This window comes from Aeromonas sp. 600479 (assembly GCF_049175515.1).
GTDB classification, from domain to species: domain Bacteria; phylum Pseudomonadota; class Gammaproteobacteria; order Enterobacterales; family Aeromonadaceae; genus Aeromonas; species Aeromonas veronii_A.
Genome location: NZ_JAAKVF010000001.1, coordinates 483,019 through 503,399, shown reverse-complemented (window position 1 = coordinate 503,399; position 20,381 = coordinate 483,019). Strand labels below are relative to the sequence as shown.

The following is a 20,381-nucleotide window of genomic DNA, read 5'->3' as shown; positions in this document are numbered from 1 at the left end:
AGAAAGGTCATATGGATATCTTGCGTGGTGCCCCAGCACTGTCTGATTTTCGTGTCCAAAAACTGCTGCAACGCTTCGCACAGATGAAAAACGAGAGTGGAGTAGAGAGCGGAGTAGAGATAGAGGATGTCTATGCCGAGTATGTGCACTTTGCCGAGCTGACAAGCCCCCTCTCTCCCCCCGAGCGAGCGACCTTGGGCCAGCTCTTGCGCTACGGCCCGACCATCCCCGAACACACCCCCAGCGGTCAGCTGTTTCTTGTTACCCCCCGCCCCGGCACTATCTCCCCCTGGTCTTCCAAAGCAACCGACATCGCCCACAACTGCGGCCTGAAACAGGTTAAGCGGCTGGAGCGTGGTATTGCCTATTACCTGACCATCAAGGGGCCGGGTGAGCTGAGTGCCGCCCAGCGCAGCGCCATTGCCGCCGTGCTCCATGATCGGATGATGGAAGTGGTGTTTGCCGAGATGAGCGAAGCTGCCGCCCTGTTTGCTCACCACGAGCCTCGCCCCTTCACCCAGGTGGATGTGCTGGGCGGTGGTCGCGCAGCCCTGGCCGAAGCCAACGTGGCGCTGGGTCTGGCGCTGGCCGACGACGAAATCGACTATCTGGTGGAGAACTTCACCAAGTTGGGTCGCAACCCCAACGATATCGAGCTCTACATGTTCGCCCAGGCGAACTCCGAACACTGCCGTCACAAGATCTTCAATGCCGACTGGACCATCGATGGTGAGCAGCAGCCCAAGTCGCTGTTCAAGATGATCAAGAACACCTTCGAGCAGACGCCGGATCATGTCCTCTCTGCCTATAAAGACAACGCCGCCGTGATGGAAGGGAGCCAGGGTGGCCGCTTCTTCCCGAGCCCGGCCAACGGCGAATACCAGTATCACCAGGAACAGGTCGACATCCTGATGAAGGTGGAGACCCACAACCACCCGACCGCCATCTCCCCGTTCCCGGGGGCAGCCACCGGCTCCGGCGGCGAAATCCGCGACGAGGGAGCCACCGGTCGTGGTGCCAAGCCCAAGGCGGGTCTGGTCGGTTTCTCCGTCTCCAACCTGCGCATTCCCGGCTTCGAGCAGCCCTGGGAGCAGGATTTCGGCAAGCCGAGCCGTATCGTCAGTGCCTTCGACATCATGCAGGAGGGGCCGCTCGGCGGCGCTGCCTTCAACAACGAGTTCGGCCGTCCGGCCATTCTCGGCTACTTCCGTACCTTCGAAGAGGAGGTGCCGAGCCACAATGGCGTCGAGGTGCGTGGCTACCACAAGCCCATCATGCTGGCAGGCGGCATCGGCAACATCCGCACCGAACATGTCCAGAAAGGGGAGATCCCGGTCGGCGCGGCGCTGATCGTGCTGGGCGGCCCGGCGATGAACATCGGTCTGGGCGGTGGTGCCGCATCCTCCATGGCCTCCGGCCAGTCAGCCGAAGATCTCGACTTTGCCTCGGTGCAGCGTGACAACCCCGAGATGGAGCGCCGTTGCCAGGAGGTGATCGATCGCTGCTGGCAGCTGGGTGACGACAACCCTATCGTCTTTATCCACGACGTGGGGGCGGGTGGTCTCTCCAACGCCATGCCGGAGCTGGTCAACGACGGTGAGCGTGGCGGTCGTTTCGATCTGCGCGCCATCCAGAGCGACGAGCCGGGCATGAGCCCGCTGGAGATCTGGTGCAACGAATCCCAGGAGCGTTACGTGCTGGCGGTAGCGCAGGACAAGCTGCCGCTGTTCAAGGCGCTGTGCGAGCGCGAGCGCGCACCCTATGCCGTCATCGGCACCGCGACCGAAGAGAAGCATCTGACCCTCTCTGACAGCCACTTTGACAATCAGCCCATCGATCTGCCGCTGGATGTGCTGCTGGGCAAGGCGCCCAAGATGCACCGCGACGTGGTGACCCTGCCGGCACAAGGCAAAGCGCTCCAGCTCGATGGCATCACTTTGAGTGATGCGGCCGAGCGGGTTCTGCGTCTGCCGACCGTGGCGGAGAAGTCCTTCCTTATCACCATCGGCGATCGCAGCGTAACGGGCCTCGTCAACCGCGACCAGATGGTTGGCCCCTGGCAGATCCCGGTGGCCGATTGCGCCGTCACCGCTGCCACCTATGACAGCTATCACGGCGAAGCCATGTCCATGGGCGAGCGTACCCCGGTGGCGCTGCTCTCCCACGCCGCCTCCGCTCGCATGGCGGTGGCGGAAGCGCTTACCAACCTGGCACCGGCCCACATCGGTTCCCTCAAGCGGGTCAAGCTCTCCGCCAACTGGATGGCCGCTGCCGGTCATCCGGGTGAAGATGCCGGTCTCTATGAGGCGGTCAAAGCGGTGGGCGAGGAGCTCTGCCCGGCCCTTGGCATCACCATTCCGGTGGGCAAGGACTCCATGTCCATGAAGACCTGCTGGCAGCAGGATGGCAAGGAGCAAAGCGTCACTTCGCCGCTCTCCCTGCTCATCTCGGCGTTTGCCCGGGTCGAGGATGTGCGCAACACGGTTACTCCGCAGCTGCGTACCGATCTCGGTGAGACCGACCTTATCCTCATCGACCTTGGCAATGGCAAGCAGCGCCTAGGCGCCTCGGCGCTAGCGCAGGTCTACCGTCAGCTGGGTGACAAGGCGCCGGATCTCGACAACCCGGTCCAGCTCAAGGGCTTCTTCAACGCCATTCAGACGCTGGTGGCCGATCGCAAACTGATCGCCTATCACGACCGCTCCGACGGTGGCCTGTTCGTCACCCTGACCGAAATGGCGTTTGCCGGCCACTGCGGCCTCGACATCCAGCTCGATCGCATCGGCGGCGAGCTGCTGCCTGCGTTGTTCAACGAGGAGCTGGGCGCCGTCATTCAGGTACGCCGTGAAGACAAAGAGGCGGTGATGACCCTGCTGGCCGGTCACGGTCTGGCGGCCTGCTCCCATGTGCTCGGTACCGTGCGCGAAGGGGATCTCATCACCCTGCAGCGGGGCGGTCAGGAGGTCTATCGTGCCAGCCGTACCGCACTTCGCACCATCTGGGGCGAGACCAGCTGGCAGATGCAGCGCCTGCGCGACAACCCGGCGTGCGCCGACAGTGAGCACGCGGCCCGTCAGGACGCCACCGATCCGGGTCTGCATGCCAAGCTGACTTACAACCCGTCCGAGGATGTGGCTGCACCTTACATTGCCCGCGGGGTCTCCCCCCGTCTGGCGGTGCTGCGCGAGCAGGGGGTCAACTCCCACGTGGAGATGGCGGCGGCGTTCGATCGTGCCGGTTTCGCGGCAGTGGACGTGCACATGAGCGACATTCTCTCCGGTCGCATCAAGCTGGAGGAGTTCCAGACCCTGGTGGCCTGTGGCGGCTTCTCCTACGGTGATGTGTTGGGTGCCGGTGAAGGCTGGGCCAAGTCCATCCTGTTCAATGACAACGCCCGTGAGCAGTTCCAGCGCTTCTTCGAGCGCGGCGATACCCTCTCTCTGGGTGTCTGCAACGGTTGCCAGATGATGTCCAACCTGCGGGATCTCATCCCGGGTGCTGATCTCTGGCCGCGCTTTGTACGCAACCGCTCCGAGCGCTTCGAGGCCCGCTTCAGTCTGGTGCAGGTACAGGAGTCCCCGTCGGCCTTCTTCGCCGGCATGGCAGGCTCCGTGATGCCCATCGCCGTTTCCCACGGGGAAGGGCGTGTCGAGGTGCGCGATGCCGCTCACCTGAGCGCACTGCAGCAGAGCGGTCTGGTAGGGCTGCGCTTTGTCGACAACCGCGGCAGCGTGACCGAGCAGTACCCGGCCAACCCAAATGGCTCGCCGGATGGTATCACCGCCGTGACCACCACCGATGGCCGCGCCACCATCATGATGCCGCACCCGGAGCGGGTGTTCCGTACCGTGGCCAACTCCTGGCACCCCGACAACTGGGGCGAGGACGGCGCCTGGATGCGGATGTTCCGCAACGCCCGGGTTCGTCTGGGTTAATAGAGACAGCACCAGCGCATAAAAACAGAAACCGGCCAATTGGCCGGTTTTTTTATCCGTGTCGTTACGGCTTGCCGAGCGGTTGGGGGATAAAGTCTCCCCGGTCTAGGATCCGCAGACAGGCATCCACCACATCCGCATCGAGCTGATGGCCACGCATCTGGATGATCTGCTCCCTTGCTTGGGGAATGCCGAGGGCGGCGCGATAGGGACGATCCGAGGACATGGATTCGACGATATCGGCGACGGTGAGGATGCGGGCCTCCAGCAGGATCTCATCCCCCTTTAGCTTCCCTGGATAGCCGGAACCGTCCAGATACTCGTGGTGCTGGTGGATCATCCGGGCGATGGGCCAGGGTAGAGCAATATCCTTGAGCACCAGATAACCTGCCGTCGGGTGCTCCTTGACCAGATTGAACTCCTGGGGGGTCAGCTTGCCCGGTTTGGTCAGGATCTCGACAGGCACCTGGATTTTACCGATATCGTGCACCATGGCGCCCAGATAAAGACCACGTAACTGTTTGTCACCCAGCCCCAGTTCCCGACCGATGGCCAACGCCAGAGTAGCGACGTGCTTCTGGTGACCAGCGGTGTAGGGATCGCGTTGTTCCAGCACGGCAGCGATGGCTCCCAGCGCATCCTCCAGGGCCAGCTCCAGTTGGCGGGCATGCATGGCTTTTTCTCGCTGAGCGGCGAGATAGGCTTGCTGGGTACGACGAGCTTGCAGGCCATATGTCAGGTAGTCAGCCAGTCCGTTGAAGAGGTGTACTTCCTCATCGGTGAAGGCTCTGGCCTGCGTGCTGTGAATAAGCAGGCCACCTGGCACTGCGGCTTGCCACGGTAATGGCAGCAGCAGCCGGCCCCTCAGGGTGGCGGAGTGGTGAACCAGTTCGATGCCGAGTGCTTCGTTAAGCATCTCGCCTGAGCTGATGGCCCGGATCAGGGCCACATCCCGGGTGAGCCAGTCATCGCTGGCAAACCAGATAGCCTGACCTGCCTGCGCCAGGATCTGCATTCTGTCCTGATCAGCGGCCTGCAGCACGATCACCAGAGGAAAGCGACCATCGAAGGTGATGGCATCGCAGATCTCCTGCAGTAGTGTCTGCTCGTCCCCCTGCTTGAGCATGGCATGGTGGGCGCGGGTAATGGCTTCAAGCGTCCAGGTATATTGCTGGAGACGCTCCTGCTGCTGCTTCTGGTCGGTAATATCTTCGAAAAAGACACCGACGCCGATCACCTTGCCCAGCTCATCGTACAGGGGAAACTTGGTGGTACTGAGCCAGCGGCCTTCCCCTCCCTTCAGATAGGGTTCTTCGTGATGCCGGGTTTTGCCGCTGGCCATGACCTGGAGATCATCATCCCGATAGCGTTGTGCCAGTTCGGCCGGAAAAAAGTCGGCATCACACTTGCCAACCAGCTCTGCCGGGGTGAGGGCAAGATCGTTGGCCAAGAGACGGTTGCAGGCGATGAAGTGTGAACGGGTATCTTTCAGCAGGACGCGATAGGGCAGCTGTTCCATCACCTGATGGAGCAGGGCTGCGGTAGGGTGATCGCTGACGCCCGGTGGCTGAGTGGATGGCGGTATATTTTTAAACATCATCTTGGTGCAACCAGAGTCAGGTGGTAGTAAAGCGGTAGCCCGCTTGCCAGACGGCGAAACAGGCATCGACCACCCGTTCGTCGTAATGCACTCCGGCATAGCGCGTCAGCTCGGCGAAGGCTTCGGTGAGGGGGAGGGCACGCCGGAACGGACGGTGGGCCGTCATGGCGGCGAGGGAGTCGGCGACCCGTATAATTCTCGCCTCCAGAGAGATGGCATCCCCCAGCAGCCCCTGCGGGTAGCCACTACCATCCATGTTTTCATGGTGCTGCTGCACTATGGTGGTGATGGGCCAGGGGAAGTCAATTTGTTGCAGGATCTCGCGACCTGTCTCCGGATGTTGTTTGATCAGTTCGAACTCCACCTGTCTCAGTTCCCGTGGGCGGGTGAGGATCTCTGCTGGGATCTGCAACAGGCCGATGTTGTGCACCATGGCCGCAAGGCCCAGCCCATCCAGCTGCTCCTGCGGCAGTTGCAGCTGTTGACCGATGGCCAGCGCGAGATCGTGCACGCGCCGTTCGTGTCCTGCCGTGACCGGATCTTTGTGGGCAATCGCGGAGGAGAGGGCCGCTATGGTCTGAAACAGCAGGGTGCGCTGGCGCTGCTCGCTCTCCTTGATATGAGTGATGTCGACCAGGGCGCCGATGATACCTGCCACCTCGCCCTGATGGTCATAGAAGAGATCCTTGAAGTTCAGCACCTGGTAGCGGTGGCCGCTGCGATCAAACAGCGTATGTTCGAAATATTGCGGCTGCCTGCTGCGCAGCACCTCCATGTCACGTTGGGTATATTCGTCCGCCATCTCTGGCGGCAGGATTTCGTCTACTCGCTTCCCCTGCAGATCGGTCCTGCTGATCCCGGTCACTTGAGTAAAGGCAGGGTTGCAACTGATAAAGCGCCCTTCAACATCCTTGTAGAATACCGGGATGGGGATGGCCTTGAGCAGGGACTCGTTGAGGCGCTGCATGTCGACCAGCTCGGCCTGCTGGCGCCTGGCGAGCTGTTCGCTGTCCTTGCATAGCTGGATGGCTCGAGCCAGATTACCAAGTACCGGGCTGAACAGATGGCAGACCGGTACAGTATGCTGCTGGGGGTGGGGTGCCAGCAGCAAGATGAGATATCCCCCGTCAACCCTGAGCCGATAGGCAAAGTGGTATGGCCGGCCACCGGGGAGAGGCACAGTTGTTTGCAGCGCACACTGATCTCCTTCACCAACCCAGGTCGGCAAGGAGAGCCGAGAGCCACAGTGCCGGGATAGCTGATCATCACCAATGACCTTGAGCAGCTCATATCCTTCCCGTTGCTGCTGCAATACCACACCAACCGGTGTGGCACAGTGAAACATAAAACGCTGCAACACCTTGGTGAGCAGGGCATCGAGTGTGACCTCCCGACCAATACAGAGGGCGAGATCGCAGACAATGGCCATGGCGTGATCGTTGTTCACCGCGGTCCCTCCCCGTTGCAGAGAATGGCGCCGTTGTGAAACAGCGGGTAGTCCCCTGGTCGCAGGCTCCCTATTTCACCAAGGGAGAGGGCACCAGCCAATTCATGTGCCCCACTGTGAGTGAAGAGGGTTTCCAGCTCAAGCGCACTCTGCGTACCGAAGTGCTGCTGACGCCCGGCGCAGTAGTAGAGCTCGATGTATTCAGGCACACCATGCTGGCTGAGTTTTCCGGCCAGCTCAATGGCATGGGTTGTCGGACTTTGCGGCGCCTTGAGCAGCGTGAGAATACTGTGGTCAGGGACCTCTCCCACGCAGAGCAGGGCACCCTCTTCGGTGACGGCGACCGGGATCCGCACGATTACATCGCCATTGGCTCTGAGCAACCCGAGCGGCAAGTGGACGCCGTACTGGTAGAACTGCTCCGGGGTGAGGTTCTGCTGGAATTGCTGCCGGATCAGGGATTGATAGCGGCTGAAGGCGGGTTCCCAGTCGATAAAGGAGATCTTGTTGCCCTCGCTGCTGGTGGCAAGCATGGGTTGAGCAGTGAGCTGGTAGCCGTGCTCGAGCAGGGAGTAACTTTGGTGGGGAAGCAGTACACAACTGACCCCATGATCCAGCAATGTCCGGGTATCAAACAGGCAGGGCATGGCAGTGAACTGACCGCTGCCCGCATTGACGCCGGCATAGTTGACCCTATCTGCCAGCCGCAAATAGAGCCCTTCAAGAATGGAGGCGATATTGGGGATCATGGCGTCGAAAGTGAGAAAGAGGGTAGGAATTTTCTGTGCATCCGGCCACTCGGAAAGTCTGGAGGCCAGTCGCTCGCAGATGATGGCGGCCAGTTCATCGGCGCTGGCTGTAGAAGAGAGCGGGATCAGCAGAGGGTTGTGAGATGTGGATCTGGGCAACAGCCAGGCCCCCCGTTCGTGGAAACCATGTCGGCTGACCAGGCTTGGAAAGATGGCGCCACAGAGCTGAATATCGAGGCGCTGACACTGCTGTTGCAGTTCGGCAACACGTGCGGCATCCCGCTCGGCCAGCAACACATCGAGTCGTCCCCCTCGATAGGGAAGCAGTGTATCGGTCAGTGGATGCGCATCAAATTGATGAAAAGTAGGCTGCATCATCGCTCGGAACTCCATTCCTGCCAGTCATCAATATATCAGCAAGGGGGCTGGCTGAATACCCATCAATATTTGATGTGTCAGTATAAGCCTTTCTAAAGACAGGCAAATTTGAGTCGTGGCAGGGGGTATCGGTTATGTGGCAATAAAAAACCGGCCACATGGACCGGTTTTGATTGAGAGGTTGTTTGATATTACTGCAGTACCACGTTCTGGAAACCCTGTACCAGAGAGATGACGGGTTGTGGGTAGAGGCCGAGCAAGACCACCAGTGCGGCAGAGAGCAGCACTACCACACCACCGGAGGAGAGTGCCCAGTCGGCGCTGGCATCCCGCTGCTGCATGCCTGGTTCGCGCAGATAGAGGGTCACCATCACCTTGAGGTAGTAGTAGAGACCCAGTGCGCTGCCGAGCACGATGGCGCCGGAGAGCCACCAGAGCTGCGCCTCGACGGTGACGCCGATGAGGTAGAACTTGCCGATAAAGCCGAGGGTCATCGGGATGCCCGCGAGTGACAACATCATCACCGTCAGTACGGCTGTGAGGTAAGGACGCTTCCAGAACAGACCGCGATAGCTGTGCAGGGAGTCTGCATCCTTGCCGCGATAGGGGCTCGACATCATGCTCACCACCCCAAAGGCACCCAGGCTGGTGAACAGATACATCAGCAGGTAGACCCCGGCCGCTTCCACCGGCATCTGGCCGAATCGGCTCGCCACGATCACCGCCAGCAGGTAACCGAAGTGGGAGATGGAGGAGTAACCCAGCATCCGTTTGACGTTGGTCTGCACCAGGGCCAGCAGGTTGCCGACCAGGATGGAGATGACCGCCATGGCTGCCAGCAGCCAGTGGATCATGGGATCGCTCGCCGCCGGTACCGCCAGATAGAAGCGCAGCAGCACGGCAAAGACCGCCACCTTGCTGACGGTGGCGAGGAAGGTGGCGACCGGTGCCGGGGCACCTTCATAGACATCCGGGGTCCAGAGGTGGAAGGGGGCCAGGGAGAGTTTAAAGGCAAAGCCGACCAGCATTAACCCCAAACCGCCCATCAGCAGCGGATGGTGAGCCGGGCTCTCGGCCAGAGTCTGCCCCAGGGCGGCAAAGCTCAGGCTGCCTGCCTGTGCATAGAGCAGCGCCATGCCAAACAGCAGGAAGGCGGTAGCGGCGGCAGAGAGCACCATGTATTTCACCGCGGCTTCCAGCGAGTGGCGCTCGCGGTAGGCGTAACCCACCAGACCGAACATCGGTAGTGTCAGCATCTCGATCCCGATAAAGAGAGAGGCGAGGTGACGGGAGCAGGCCAGCACCAGACCACCAGCGGTGGCGATCAGCAGCAGCAGGAAGAACTCCTCCCGGTTGTCCGGGTAGGCTTTCAGCCACGATTGACCGAAGGTGCAGGTGGCCAGGGCGCCGATGAGCACCAGTCCCATGTAAAAGACGGCGTAACTGTCCACTTGCAGCAGCGGGGTGACCCCCTGATCCCCTTGCGCCATCACGATGGGCAGCGAGAAGAGCGCAAGGTTGAGGCCAACAATGGTCACGGTAAAGGCGGTGGTGACACAGCGGCGCCAGGCGATGGCCAGCATCAGGGCCGCCATGGCCCCGGTGGTCAACAGCAGGGGAAGCAGTGCCAGCAGTTGGGAAGCGGAGAAAGTCATTGCAGGGCTCCAGCAGTCGGCAGCAGATACCAGTGCAGCACGTTGATAAGGCTGCTGCTGGCGGTGTCAATCACGGGTTGGGGATAGAGGCCAAGCAGAACCAGCAGGCCCGCGATCACCATCATCATGGTCAGCTCGCGGCGATCCAGCCCCTTGAGCATGCTCTCATCCTTGGCGGGGCCAAAGCATGCACGCTGCAACATGATGAGAGAGTAGACCGAGGCCAGCACCAGACCGAAGGTGGCGACCGCCGTGATGACAGGGGCAACCTGGAAGCTGCCGACCAGGATCAGGAACTCGCCGACAAAGTTGCCGGTGCCCGGCATGCCGAGCGACGCTACCGAGAAGAAGAGCATCACGCCGGGCAGATAGCGCAGGCGTCCCCACAGGCCGCCCATCTGGCGCAGATCCCGAGTGTGCAACCGCTCGTAGAGCTGACCGCAGAGGATAAAGAGGCCGGCAGCCGAGAGACCGTGGGCGATCATCTGCACCACGGCGCCCTGCAGGGCCAGCTCGCTACCCGAGTAGATGGCGATCATCACAAAACCCATGTGGGAGATGCTGGTGTAGGCTACCAGCCGTTTGATGTCGGTTTGGGCAAAGGCCACGATGGCGCCATAGACGATACCGATCAGGCCAAGCACCATGGCGTAGGGAGCAAATTCGGCGGACGCCTCGGGGAAGAGCGGCAAGGCAAAGCGCAGCAGACCGTAGGCGGCGGTTTTGAGCAAAATACCGGCGAGATCCACCGAACCTGCGGTCGGCGCCTGACTGTGGGCATCCGGCAGCCAGCCGTGCAGCGGTACCAGCGGCATCTTAACCGCGAAGGCGATAAAGAATCCCAGCATCAGCAGCCACTGAACGCCCTTGCTCATCGGGGTATTGAGCAGCTCCAGATAGTTGAAGGTGAAGACTCCGGTGGCATGCTGGTGGGTCAGCACCAGCCCGATGATGGCCACCAGCATGATAAGGCCGCTCACCTGGGTGTAGATGAAGAACTTGGTTGCGGCGTTGATCCGTGATTTGCCGTCAGTGACCGAATGGCCCCAGAGCGCAATCAGGAAGTACATGGGGACCAGCATCATCTCCCAGAAGAAGAAGAAGAGGAACAGGTCCAGCGCCATAAAGACCCCGAGCACACCGCCCAGGATCCAGAGCAGGTTGAGGTGGAAGAAGCCGATGCGCTGTACGATCTCTTTCCACGAACAGAGAATGGCCAGTACCCCGATAAAGCAGGTGAGGATAACCATCAAGAGCGACAGGCCATCCACCGCCAGATGCAAAGAGATGCCGAAGCGGGGGATCCACGGCAGGCGCCACTCGGCGGCCCAGGCGGAGGCAGCACCGGAGACGCCCGCGCTGTCGAGGCCCGTGGTGGCAAGGGAGAAGTCTCCACTTAGCCAGATGGCACAGGAGAGCAGCAGGCTGGCGCTCATGGAGAGCAGGGCTACCCAGCGGACAAACTGCCCGCCGAGACGCTCCATCTGCCAGCAGAGCAAGCCGCCGATAAAAGGAATTAGCAAGATCCAGAGTAAGGTCACGGTATCAGCTCTCGTTCAAGTTCATATGAGATTGCGCTCCCTGTTCCATCAGGGAGAGCAAACAGCCTGGCTGTATGATTGTCCGGTTGTTCATCGCGTTACCCCAGCAGCAACAGCGCCAGCACCAGCACGGCGCCGATCCCCATGGAGGCGGCATACCAGCGCAACTTGCCGGTCACGGTCCAGGCCAGCAGCTGGTTGCCACGCAGGGCAAGCCAGGCGGGCAGGCCCATCATCCAGTCCAGCGGATCCTGCCCGACCAGACGGGTTGCCAGCAGATAGGGTTTGACCCACAGCTGGTCGTAGAGCCAGTCAAAGCCCCAGGCGTTGAACCAGAGGGTGCTGAGCAGGCGGCCCGGCGCGCTGTTGGCAATGGAGGTGGCCAGACGGCGCTCACCAAGGAACAGAAACGCGGCCAGCGCAATGCCTGCGATGGCGATGATGCCAGAGGTCATTTCCAGTGCATGGCGCCCCTCTTCGATATGATCGCCAGGGCCTGCGGGCAGTACGCCTGCCAGCGGTGGAGTGATCAGCGCACCTATGCCGGTGGAGAGCACCAGCAGCACCAGCAGCGGCAGGTGGTGAACCAGACCGTGGCCCGCATGGGCTTTGGTCTGCTCTTTGCCATGGAAGGCGATAAAGATCAGCCGGAAGGTGTAGAGGGAGGTGAGGAATGCCCCCGCCAGACCGGCCCACAGCAGCGCGCTTTGGCCAGAGGCTTCTACTTGCCACAGGATGGCGTCTTTACTGTAGAAACCGGAAGTGACCAGCGGCAACGCCGCCAGCGCAGAGCCCCCCACCAGGAAGCAGGCATAGACCAGCGGCAAACTCTTGCGCAGGCCCCCCATCTTGAAGATGTTCTGCTCATGGTGGCAGGCAACGATAACGGCACCGGCGGAGAGGAACAGCAGCGCCTTGAAGAAGGCGTGGGTCATCAGGTGGAAGATGGCCCCTTCCCATGCGCCGACACCCAGTGCCAGAAACATGTAGCCAATCTGGCTCATGGTGGAGTAGGCGAGGATCCGCTTGATATCGGTCTGAACCAGCGCGGCAAAGCCTGCCAGCACTAGCGTGATGGCGCCAACCAGCCCGACCAGATGGAGGATCTCTGGCGCCAGCAGGAACAGGCCGTGGGTACGGGCAATCAGGTAGACACCGGCGGTCACCATGGTGGCGGCGTGGATCAGCGCTGAGACAGGGGTCGGGCCTGCCATCGCATCCGCCAGCCAGGTTTGCAGCGGCAGCTGTGCCGATTTGCCGACCGCGCCGCCCAAGAGCATCAGGCAGGCCAGCGACAGGGCAGGGGAGCCCTCGGCAAACAGGGTCGGGGCACGCACCAGCAGCTCGTGGATATTGAGGGTGCCCAGTTCCCGATAGAGGATAAACAGGCCGATGGCGAGGAAGACATCACCCACCCGGGTCACGACAAATGCCTTGAGGGCCGCCGCGCCGTTCTTGCGATCCTTGTAGTAGAAGCCGATCAGCAGATAGCTGCACAGCCCTACCCCTTCCCAGCCGAGGTAGACAAACAGCAGGTCATCGGCCAGCACCAGAAACAGCATGCTGGCGATAAAGAGGTTGGTGTAGGTGAAGAAGCGGGAGTAACCCTCTTCCCCACGCATATACCAGGAGGCGAACAGGTGGATAAAGAAACCCACCCCGGTCACCACCCCCAGCATGGTCAGCGACAGGCCATCCAGTGCCAGCGAGAAGCTCGGGGTAAAGTTGCCCACCGCCATCCATTGCCACAGGCGCTGGATATAGACGCCCCCCTCGGGCGGGTTGCCCAGAAAGTCGATGCCGACCCACAGGGTAGTGAGGGCCGACAGGCCAATAGAGCCCACCCCGATCAGCGCCGAGGTACGCTCGCCAAACCGGCCGAGGGAGAAGGCCAGCACCAGCCATCCCAGCAGCGGAAATAGAAAAGTCAGATATAAGAGGCTCATCCGCGCATCTCGCTCACAGTGTCCACGTTCAGGGTGTGGTAACGACGATAGAGCAGCAGTAACAGGGCGAGGCCGATACTGGCCTCCGCTGCCGCCAGAGAAATCACCAGGATATACATGATCTGGCCATCGGCCTGGGCCCAGCGGCTACCCGCCACCACAAACGCCAGTGCCGAGGCATTCATCATGATCTCGATACTCATCAGGATGTAGAGCAGGTTGCGGCGGATCAGCAGACCGCACAAGCCGATGCAGAAGAGCACCGCGGCCAGCAGGAGGCCGTGCTCCATGGGGATTCCATTCATTGCTGACCTCCTTCTTGTGCAGAGCGGGAAGCAGAGCGCGGGACGGAGAGCACTTCACCGCTCTTCTCTTCCCGACCCAGGTGATAGGCGGTTACCAGACCCGCCAGCAGCAGGATGGAGGCTAGCTCCACCGCCAGCACATAGGGGCCAAAGAGCTCGATACCCACCTGCTTGGCGGTCACCTCGGTCACTCCGATCAGGCCCCCGGTCACCCCGAGAATGCCGTGGGCCAGAAAGCCCAGCAGGATCAGCGAGAGCAGGGCTGGGCCCCCCCAGGTCATGGGGGTGAGCCACTTTTTCTCCTGTGCCTGGGCACTCCCCAGGTTCAGCATCATCACCACGAACACGAACAGCACCATGATGGCGCCGGCGTAGACGATCACCTGCAGGGCGCCCGCAAAGGCGGCACCCAGGCAGAAGAAGATCATGGCCACGGCGATGAGGGAGATGATGAGATTGAGCAGCGCATGCATGGGATTGCTGGTGCTGATCACCCGCAGCGTGCTGTAAATGGCCACCAGGGCCGAGGCATAAAATGCCAGTTCCATGATTGACTCCTCAGGGCAGCAGGCTCTTGACATCGATGGGCTTGGCTTCGTTTTCGGCATCCCCTTTCGGCTTGCCGTCGATGGCCATCCCGCTCATGCGATAGAAGTTGTAGTCCGGGTATTTGCCGGGCCCGCTGATCAGCAGATCCTCCTTCTCGTACACCAGATCCTGGCGGCGATACTCACCCATCTCGAAATCCGGTGTCAGCTGGATGGCGGTGGTGGGGCAAGCCTCTTCACACAGGCCGCAGAAGATGCAGCGAGAGAAGTTGATGCGAAAGAACTCCGGATACCAGCGACCATCTTCCCGCTCGGATTTTTGCAGCGAGATGCAGCCGACCGGGCAGGCAACTGCGCAGAGGTTGCAGGCCACGCAGCGCTCGTCCCCGTCGGGGTCACGGGTCAGCACGATGCGACCGCGGTAGCGGGGGGCCGCATAGACTGCCTGCTCCGGATAGTTGAGGGTTTCACGGGGCCGCCAGGCATGGGAGAAGACCATGGCCAGACTGCGTAACTGGGTGCCGACACCCTGAATAATACTAACAATTTTCATATTGAGTGCCTCACTGCGTACTTATCAGTACAACTGCCGCGGTGACCAGCATATTGATCAGGGTCAGCGGCAAGCAGACTTTCCAGCCAAACGACATCACCTGGTCAAAGCGCGGGCGAGGCAGGGAGGCCCGCAGCAGGATGAAGAACACCATGAAACAGGCGGTCTTCAGGGCAAACCAGATGAAGGGGGGCAGCCAGGGGCCGTGCCAGCCACCGAAGAAGAGGGTCACGATGAGCGAGGAGATCAGCACGATGCCGATATATTCGCCCACGAAGAAGAGACCCCACTTCATCCCCGCATACTCGATGTGATAGCCGTCGGCGAGCTCCTGCTCGGCTTCTGGCTGATCGAACGGGTGACGGTGGGTGACGGCGACACCGGCAAACAGGAAGGTGACAAAGCCCAGGATCTGGGGCACCACGTTCCACAAGTCTGCCTGTGCCTCGACGATATCCCGCAGGTTGAAACTGCCGGTCTGGATCACAATCCCCATCAGCGACAAGCCCAGAAACACCTCGTAGGAGAGGGTCTGGGCCGAGGCGCGCAAGCTGCCGAGCAATGAGTATTTGTTGTTGCTCGACCAGCCGGCGAACAGTACCGCATAGACCGCCAGCCCCGCGATGGCCAGGATGTAGAGCAGCCCCACATTGAGATCAGCCACGCCCCAGGTGGGGGTAATGGGCACCACCGCAAACGCCAGAATAAAGGCAGTGAAGGCGATGATGGGGGCCAGGATAAAGATCCGCCGATCAGCGAACGGCGGGATCCAGTCCTCCTTGAAGAACATCTTGATCATGTCGGCGGCCAGCTGGAGCAGACCAAACGGCCCCACCCGGTTGGGGCCGTAGCGATCCTGCCACAGGGCCAGCAGACGGCGCTCGATGAAGCTCATGAAGGCGCCAGCCCCCACGATCCCCACCAGCACGATCAGTGCCTTGCCCACCTCCAGCAACAGATCGATCAGCGACTCGCTCATGCGATCACCTCCTGCAGGTTAGTGATTGAGGCTTGTTGCAGGGCAGTCGGCAGGCCGTTCACCCCAAGGGGGAGTCCCACCAGACCGGCGCTCAGCTGATCGCTAAGCCGCAGACGCAGTTGCCAGTGGCTACCGCCCCAGGAGAAGGAGACCTGACTGCCCCCGTGGAGGGCCAGACGCTGCGCATCAAGGGGATTGAGCACCAGCTCGGGTTCGTTCATCCGGGCCTGAATGACCGGGCTGCGGGCCGACAGCTCCTCACCGCCAAACAGCTGGGCATAATTGACCACTTGCAGCGCATCCTCTGCCTTGAAGGGGGAGGGGATGGTAGTAAACCAGCCAAGGGTATCTTCGCTTGCTTCCAGCAGACGGCGACCCGGATCGCCAGCACGCAGTTTGCCACCCACTTCATCCTGGAACTTGTTCCAGGCGGAGGGAGAGTTCCAGCCCGGCGCCCAGGCGAACGGTACTTGCGGCAGCGGCTGACGGGCTCCTGCATACCCTTCCATGGAGAAGTTGAAGGGGGAGTCGGGATCTTGCGCTACCCGCGGCTCGCTGACGTTCTGATCCGCCAGCATGGAGGTGCGACCGCTGTAACGATGCGGCTCACGGGCCAGTCGCATGCCACGGATCCGCAAGCCTGCGTTGGGCGCCGCTTCCAGCATGGTAGCCAGCAGCGGATTGCTGGTGGCACAGTCATGGTTGACCTGGTCGAAGTTCTGCCAGCGCAGCGGCTTGCGTTCGATCGCCCCTTGCAGCGCCGCCAGCCAGCGCCACCCTTCACGCACCTGAATATCGGCGTTGTAAAAGGCGGGTGCATAGACCTGGAAGAAGCGCTGGGCGCGCCCTTCCATGTTCACCAGCGTGCCATCGGCTTCGGCAAAACTGGCCGCTGGCAGCACCAGATCAGCCTTGTTGGCGGTCGGGGTCGCCTGATGGTCGATGACCAGCAGGTGCTGCAGCCGTGCCAGCGCAGCATCCACCCGGTTGCGCGGCGCGCGGCGGTAGAGATCGTTCTCCAGGGTGACCAGCGCCAACCCCTCTTCGGCCTCGATACGCGCAAGGGCGGCTTCGAGCGGCTTGTCTGACAAGGTTTGAGCGCCCAGCATGGCCAGCCCCAGCGAGTTGGCCTCCTGGCCAACCAGCGCGATGTTGGCTTCCAGTCCTCGGCCTTTCAGGGCGCGGGCAATGTTGCTGGCCGCCTCAAGCAGCGCCACATCGCGGGCACTGGAGCCTGCAATGATGAGCGGCTTCCTGGCGTTGCCGAGCAGCTCGGCCCAGCGAGTCGCTTGTGCCTGCAGCTCGGGGCAGAGGTCGGCCACGGCCGGTGCACTCGGGTCGAGCAGGTTGGCGATGGCAAAGCCAATGCGCGCCTGATCGGCATAGGGGGCGTGCAGCTTGTCGGCCGCCACATCGTCCAGACGGGTGGTGTCGAGGCTGGTGATGAGCAGCGGGTAGCGCTCGTTCTGACCCAGGGTCTGAACGGCGGCGACTTGCCACAGATCCACCTTCATCTTGCGGGCCAGCTCGCGAGCCTTGCCCTTGACGGCTTGGCGCAGCGCCAACGCGATACGGGCGGCGCTCATGGTGACATCTTCGCCGAGCAGCAGAATGGCGTCAGCCTCTTCCATGTCTCGCAGGCTTGGAGTCGGCACGCCGCCCTGTTGCAGGATCTGCAGCATCTTCAGCTGACAGGCCCACTCGGCCTGCTCGACGCCAGCGTAGAAGTTGTCTGCACCCACCAGCTCGCGCAGGGCAAAGTTGCTCTCCAGCGAGGCGCGGGGCGAGCCGATGCCGATGAGGCCACGGGCCGTGCGCAGGGCATCGGCGGCGCGGTTGAGGGCGCCATCGACCGTGATGGTCAGCTGGTCGTTGCCATCTTTGAGCAGCGGTTGGCGCGGGCGGTCCGCCAGATTGACGTAGCCATAGCCAAAGCGGCCACGGTCACAGAGGAAGTAGTGGTTGACGCTGCCGTGGAAGCGGTTTTCGATGCGGCGCAGCTCGCCATAACGCTCGCCCGGACTGATGTTGCAGCCCACGGAACATTGCTGGCAGATGCTGGGGGCAAATTGCATGTCCCACTTGCGGTTGTAACGTTCGGAGTGGGTCTTGTCGGTGAAGACGCCGGTGGGGCAGACCTCCACCAGGTTGCCGGAAAATTCGCTCTCCAGAGTGCCATCCTCTACCCGCCCGAAATAGACGTTGTCGTGGGCACCATAGACCCCGAGATCCTCGCCACCGGCATAATCCTTGTAGTAACGGACGCAGCGATAGCAGGCGATACAGCGGTTCATCTCGTGACCGATGAAGGGGCCCAGCTCCTGATTCTGGTGGGTGCGTTTAGTGAAGCGGTAGCGACGGCTGTTGTGGCCGGTCATCACCGTCATATCCTGCAGGTGGCAGGCGCCGCCCTCTTCACACACCGGGCAGTCGTGGGGGTGGTTGGTCATCAGCCACTCCACCACGCTCTTGCGAAATTCTTTAGCCTCTTCATCTTCGATGGCGATGTAGCTGCCATCGGTGGCCGGGGTCATGCAGGACATGACCAGACGGCCGCGCTTGTCATCGGCATTCTGATACTGTTTGACCGCACACTGGCGGCAGGCTCCCACGCTACCCAGCGCCGGATGCCAGCAGAAATAGGGGACGTCCAGACCCAGCGACAGACAGGCTTGCAGCAGGTTATCTGCTCCGTCTACCTCGTACTCTTTGCCGTCTACATAAATGGTTGCCATACAACTTCCCTGAAACCTGTTTTGTGAAATCTGTGGTGTCGTTACCAGCGCTCGCCCAGCAGATTGGGCTGGATCCCTTTGACCGGCTTGCGGTTGTCACCGCTTCCCTTGATCCCGGCCTCGAATTCGGAGCGGAAATATTTGATGGCGCTGGCGAGCGGCTCGACGGCGCCCGGTGCGTGGGCGCAGAAGGTCTTGCCCGGGCCAAGGAAACTGCAGAGTTGCTCCAGGGTCGCCAGATCGCCGGATTGCCCTTCGCCACGCTCCAGTGCCCGCAGCAGCTTGACGCTCCAGGGCAGGCCGTCGCGGCAGGGCGTGCACCAGCCACACGACTCGCGGGCGAAGAACTCCTCCATGTTGCGCAGCAGGGAGACCATGCTGATGGAGTCATCCACCGCCATGGCGAGGCCAGTCCCCATCCGGGTACCGACCTTGCCGATACCGGCGGTATACATCTGGGCATCGAGGTGCTCCGGCAGCAGGAAGCCGGTGCCCGCGCCGCCCGGTTGCCAGGCTTTCAGGCGATAGCCGCTCTTCATCCCGCCGGCGTAATTTTCAAACAGCTCGCGGGCGGTGATGCCAAAGGGCAGCTCCCAGACCCCGGGGTTGTTCACCTTGCCGGAGAAGCCCATCAGCTTGGTGCCGTGATCTTCCGAGCCCGGCAGCGCCAGCCCGTGATACCAGGCGACCCCGTTGCCGATGATGGCGGGCACGTTGCAGAGGGTTTCGACGTTGTTGACGCAGGTGGGTTTGCCCCAGACGCCGGAGACGGCGGGGAAGGGGGGTTTGGCGCGCGGGTTGGCGCGGCGCCCTTCCAGCGAATTGATCAACGCCGTCTCTTCACCACAGATGTAGCGGCCGGCGCCGGTGTGGACGAACAGCTCGAAGTCAAAACCGGAGCCCAGAATGTTCTTGCCCAGTAGACCGGCGGCCTTGGCCTCTTCCACCGCACGGCGCAGGTGGATGGCAGCATCCACATACTCGCCGCGCAGGAAGATGTAGCCGCGATAGGCCTTGAGCGCCCGGGCACTGATGATCATCCCCTCGATCAGCAGATGGGGCAGTTGCTCCATCAGCAGGCGATCTTTCCAGGTGTTGGGTTCCATCTCGTCGGCGTTGCAGAGCAGGTAACGGATGTTCATGCTCTCGTCTTTGGGCATCAGCCCCCACTTCACACCAGTGGGGAAGCCCGCGCCGCCACGCCCCTTGAGACCGGCATCCTTGACGGTACTGACAATCTCGTCCGGGCTCATCTGGCCGAGCGCCTTGCGGGCGGCGTCATACCCCTGTTTGTCCTGATACTCCTCCAGCCACACCGGCTGGCCGTCATCCCGCAGCCGCCAGGTGAGCGGGTGGGTCTCGGCGGTGCGGGCCGTGCGGTTGGCGGTGCCAAGAGAGGCGAGGATTTTGTTCTGCGGCAGGCTCATGGGTAAGCCTCCAGGGTTTTCAGCAAGGTCACCGGATCGAGGCCGCCATAGGTGTCGTCATCGATCATGATCGCTGGCCCCTTGTCGCAGTTGCCAAGACAGCAGACCGGCAGCAGGGTGAAGCGACCATCCGGGGTGGTTTGACCGGGGCCGAGGTTCATCACCTCCTTGAGACCGGCCAGCAGATCTTCATGGCCATTGATGTAGCAGACCATGCTGTCGCAGACGCGGATGATGTGGCGCCCTACCGGCTGGCGGAAGATCTGGCTATAGAAAGTGGCAACCCCCTCCACGTCGCTGGCGGGAATGCCGAGCTCGGCCGCGATGGCGTGAATGGCGCCGTCGGGTACCCAGCCTCTGGCCTGCTGCACGATCTTGAGCGCTTCGATGCTGGCGGCGCGGGGATCTTCGTAGTGGTGTTTCTCGTGTTCGATGGCATCGCGTTCAGCCTGGCTCAGAACGAAGTCGTCCTGTTTGCTGCTGCATGCCCCTTGCCCCTGTGGGGTCTGATTATTGTGACACTGACATTGCTGGCTCATGACTTGACCTTTGGTGGCTTGTCCTTTTACTGCTCGTCCGGCGA

Annotated in this window: 14 protein-coding genes; 1 reads left to right on the top strand and 13 read right to left on the bottom strand. The window is 61.6% G+C overall.

What is annotated here, in order from left to right; all coding sequences use genetic code 11:
- The first annotated feature begins 11 nt into the window (after window positions 1–11).
- Window positions 12–3,935 carry a phosphoribosylformylglycinamidine synthase gene (gene purL, locus G5149_RS02125; RefSeq protein ID WP_216978567.1) on the top strand — a complete coding sequence of 1,308 codons (3,924 nt, stop codon included), beginning with the start codon at window positions 12–14 and terminating at the stop codon, window positions 3,933–3,935.
- Between the two features lie 64 nt (window positions 3,936–3,999).
- On the opposite strand, the gene G5149_RS02120 is transcribed toward purL, so the two are convergent.
- The 13 genes from G5149_RS02120 to nuoE all read right to left on the bottom strand — a co-directional run bounded on the left by G5149_RS02120 (window position 4,000) and on the right by nuoE (window position 20,337).
- Window positions 4,000–5,535, bottom strand: a complete 1,536-nt coding sequence (locus tag G5149_RS02120; RefSeq protein WP_254204468.1) for an HD domain-containing phosphohydrolase — start codon at window positions 5,533–5,535, stop codon at window positions 4,000–4,002.
- Between the two features lie 16 nt (window positions 5,536–5,551).
- Complete coding sequence (locus tag G5149_RS02115) at window positions 5,552–6,982, bottom strand: HD domain-containing phosphohydrolase (RefSeq protein WP_421211374.1); 1,431 nt, start codon at window positions 6,980–6,982, stop codon at window positions 5,552–5,554.
- Complete coding sequence (locus tag G5149_RS02110; protein WP_216978569.1) at window positions 6,979–8,109, bottom strand: FIST signal transduction protein; 1,131 nt, start codon at window positions 8,107–8,109, stop codon at window positions 6,979–6,981. The genes G5149_RS02115 and G5149_RS02110 overlap by 4 nt, the downstream gene beginning before the upstream one ends.
- A gap of 191 nt (window positions 8,110–8,300) precedes the next feature.
- Entirely contained in the window at window positions 8,301–9,764 is a 1,464-nt protein-coding gene (gene nuoN, locus G5149_RS02105) for an NADH-quinone oxidoreductase subunit NuoN (protein WP_194496077.1), read from the bottom strand.
- Window positions 9,761–11,305, bottom strand: a complete 1,545-nt coding sequence (gene nuoM, locus G5149_RS02100) for an NADH-quinone oxidoreductase subunit M (RefSeq protein ID WP_005337249.1) — start codon at window positions 11,303–11,305, stop codon at window positions 9,761–9,763. The genes nuoN and nuoM overlap by 4 nt, the downstream gene beginning before the upstream one ends.
- A 98-nt stretch (window positions 11,306–11,403) precedes the next feature.
- The gene (nuoL, locus tag G5149_RS02095; RefSeq protein ID WP_421211371.1) at window positions 11,404–13,251 is read right to left on the bottom strand and encodes an NADH-quinone oxidoreductase subunit L; all 1,848 of its coding nucleotides are present in this window, start codon (window positions 13,249–13,251) and stop codon (window positions 11,404–11,406) included.
- Window positions 13,248–13,556: an NADH-quinone oxidoreductase subunit NuoK gene (nuoK, locus tag G5149_RS02090; protein ID WP_005337247.1), complete on the bottom strand. Its 309-nt coding sequence runs from the start codon at window positions 13,554–13,556 to the stop codon at window positions 13,248–13,250. Before nuoK ends, nuoL begins: the two co-directional genes overlap by 4 nt.
- A complete protein-coding gene (nuoJ, locus tag G5149_RS02085) occupies window positions 13,553–14,104 on the bottom strand; it encodes an NADH-quinone oxidoreductase subunit J (RefSeq protein WP_227340745.1) in 552 nt (183 codons plus the stop codon). Before nuoJ ends, nuoK begins: the two co-directional genes overlap by 4 nt.
- 10 nt (window positions 14,105–14,114) lie before the next feature.
- Complete coding sequence (gene nuoI, locus G5149_RS02080; protein WP_005337245.1) at window positions 14,115–14,657, bottom strand: NADH-quinone oxidoreductase subunit NuoI; 543 nt, start codon at window positions 14,655–14,657, stop codon at window positions 14,115–14,117.
- Window positions 14,658–14,667: 10 nt separating this feature from the next.
- Window positions 14,668–15,636: an NADH-quinone oxidoreductase subunit NuoH gene (gene nuoH, locus G5149_RS02075; RefSeq protein ID WP_005337244.1), complete on the bottom strand. Its 969-nt coding sequence runs from the start codon at window positions 15,634–15,636 to the stop codon at window positions 14,668–14,670.
- Window positions 15,633–18,371 carry an NADH-quinone oxidoreductase subunit NuoG gene (gene nuoG, locus G5149_RS02070; protein ID WP_421211369.1) on the bottom strand — a complete coding sequence of 913 codons (2,739 nt, stop codon included), beginning with the start codon at window positions 18,369–18,371 and terminating at the stop codon, window positions 15,633–15,635. Before nuoG ends, nuoH begins: the two co-directional genes overlap by 4 nt.
- A 41-nt stretch (window positions 18,372–18,412) precedes the next feature.
- On the bottom strand, window positions 18,413–19,798 hold the full coding sequence (gene nuoF, locus G5149_RS02065) for an NADH-quinone oxidoreductase subunit NuoF (RefSeq protein WP_337072081.1): 1,386 nt from the start codon (window positions 19,796–19,798) through the stop codon (window positions 18,413–18,415).
- Window positions 19,795–20,337: an NADH-quinone oxidoreductase subunit NuoE gene (gene nuoE, locus G5149_RS02060; RefSeq protein ID WP_005337236.1), complete on the bottom strand. Its 543-nt coding sequence runs from the start codon at window positions 20,335–20,337 to the stop codon at window positions 19,795–19,797. Before nuoE ends, nuoF begins: the two co-directional genes overlap by 4 nt.
- Between the last annotated feature and the right edge of the window lie 44 nt (window positions 20,338–20,381).